Origin of the sequence: Pseudomonas sp. E6002, from assembly GCF_013385565.1 — a bacterium.
Lineage (GTDB): Bacteria > Pseudomonadota > Gammaproteobacteria > Pseudomonadales > Pseudomonadaceae > Aquipseudomonas.
In genome coordinates, this window is sequence record NZ_JACAPT010000070.1 from 931 (window position 1) to 1454 (window position 524).

1 protein-coding gene is annotated in these 524 nt (G+C 67.0%); it reads right to left on the reverse strand.

The window, feature by feature from the left end; translation table 11 throughout:
* On the reverse strand, positions 1-524 hold a 524-nt coding region (locus HX815_RS31810), incomplete at both ends, for an AMP-binding protein (RefSeq protein WP_256351195.1).

Sequence of the window (524 nt, forward strand, 5' to 3'; positions counted from 1 at the left end):
ACGACTTGCGGGTCGCTGTCGGCAAAGGCGCTGACGTCGGTATCCAGCAGCAGGGTTTTCACGCCGTCAGGCACCGGTAATTGACCGGTCAGCGACGCCTGGGCCAGCAGCAGCTGGATGCCGCTGTCTTGCATCATGTAGGCCAGGCGGTCCTGCGGGTAGGTTGGGTCGAGCGGCACATAAGCGCCGCCGGCCTTGAGGATCGCCAGCAGGCCGACGATCATCTCGATACCCCGCTCCGCGGCCAGGCCCACCAGCACGTCCGGCCCCACGCCGTGAGCGATCAACTGATGCGCACGGCGGTTGGCCTGGGCATTCAGTTCGGCGTAGGTCAGGGTCTGGCCGTTGCAACGCAGGGCCACGGCGTCAGGCCGTTGACGGGCCTGCTCGGCGATCAGTTGATGGGCGCAGGTGTCGCTTGGGAAGCTGCGCGGGCCGGGGTTCCACTGGGCGATGTTGTGCTGTTGCTCGGTCGCGTCCAGCAGCGGCAATTCCCCGATGCGCCGTTGCGGATCGGCGACGAT